Source organism: Lysinibacillus sp. G1-3, assembly GCF_056322905.1.
Genome location: NZ_JBWHYQ010000063.1, coordinates 1 through 454, shown reverse-complemented (window position 1 = coordinate 454; position 454 = coordinate 1). Strand labels below are relative to the sequence as shown.

The 454-nt window shown below is 28.9% G+C and carries 1 protein-coding gene; it reads left to right on the top strand.

Annotation, left to right across the window (positions count from 1 at the left end):
- On the top strand, positions 1-454 hold a 454-nt coding region (locus tag ACVYAD_RS25125), incomplete at both ends, for a substrate-binding domain-containing protein (RefSeq protein ID WP_476428298.1).

Below are 454 nucleotides of genomic sequence, written 5' to 3'. Positions count from 1 at the left end.
AAGCAATTTATTCTGGAAAAGCTAAAACATGGAAAGATGTTAATAGTACATGGCCAGATAAAAAAATAAATGCTGTATCACCAAACTCAAGTCATGGTACTTATGACTTCTTTGAAAATGAAGTAATGAATAAAGTAGATATTAAAGCAGAAAAAAATGCTGATACAAATGCTATCGTTTCTTCTGTAACGAAATACAAAGAGGGAATCGGATACTTTGGATATAACTTCTACGTTCAAAATAAAGATAAATTAAAAGAAGTTAAAATCAAAGATGAAAATGGTAAAGCAACAGAGCCTACGAAAAAAACAATTCAAGATAACTCTTATGCATTAAGTAGACCATTATTCATTTATGTAAATGAAAAAGCATTGAAAGATAATAAAGTAATGTCAGAATTTATCAAATTCGTCTTAGAAGATAAAGGTAAAGCAGCTGAAGAAGCTGGATATGT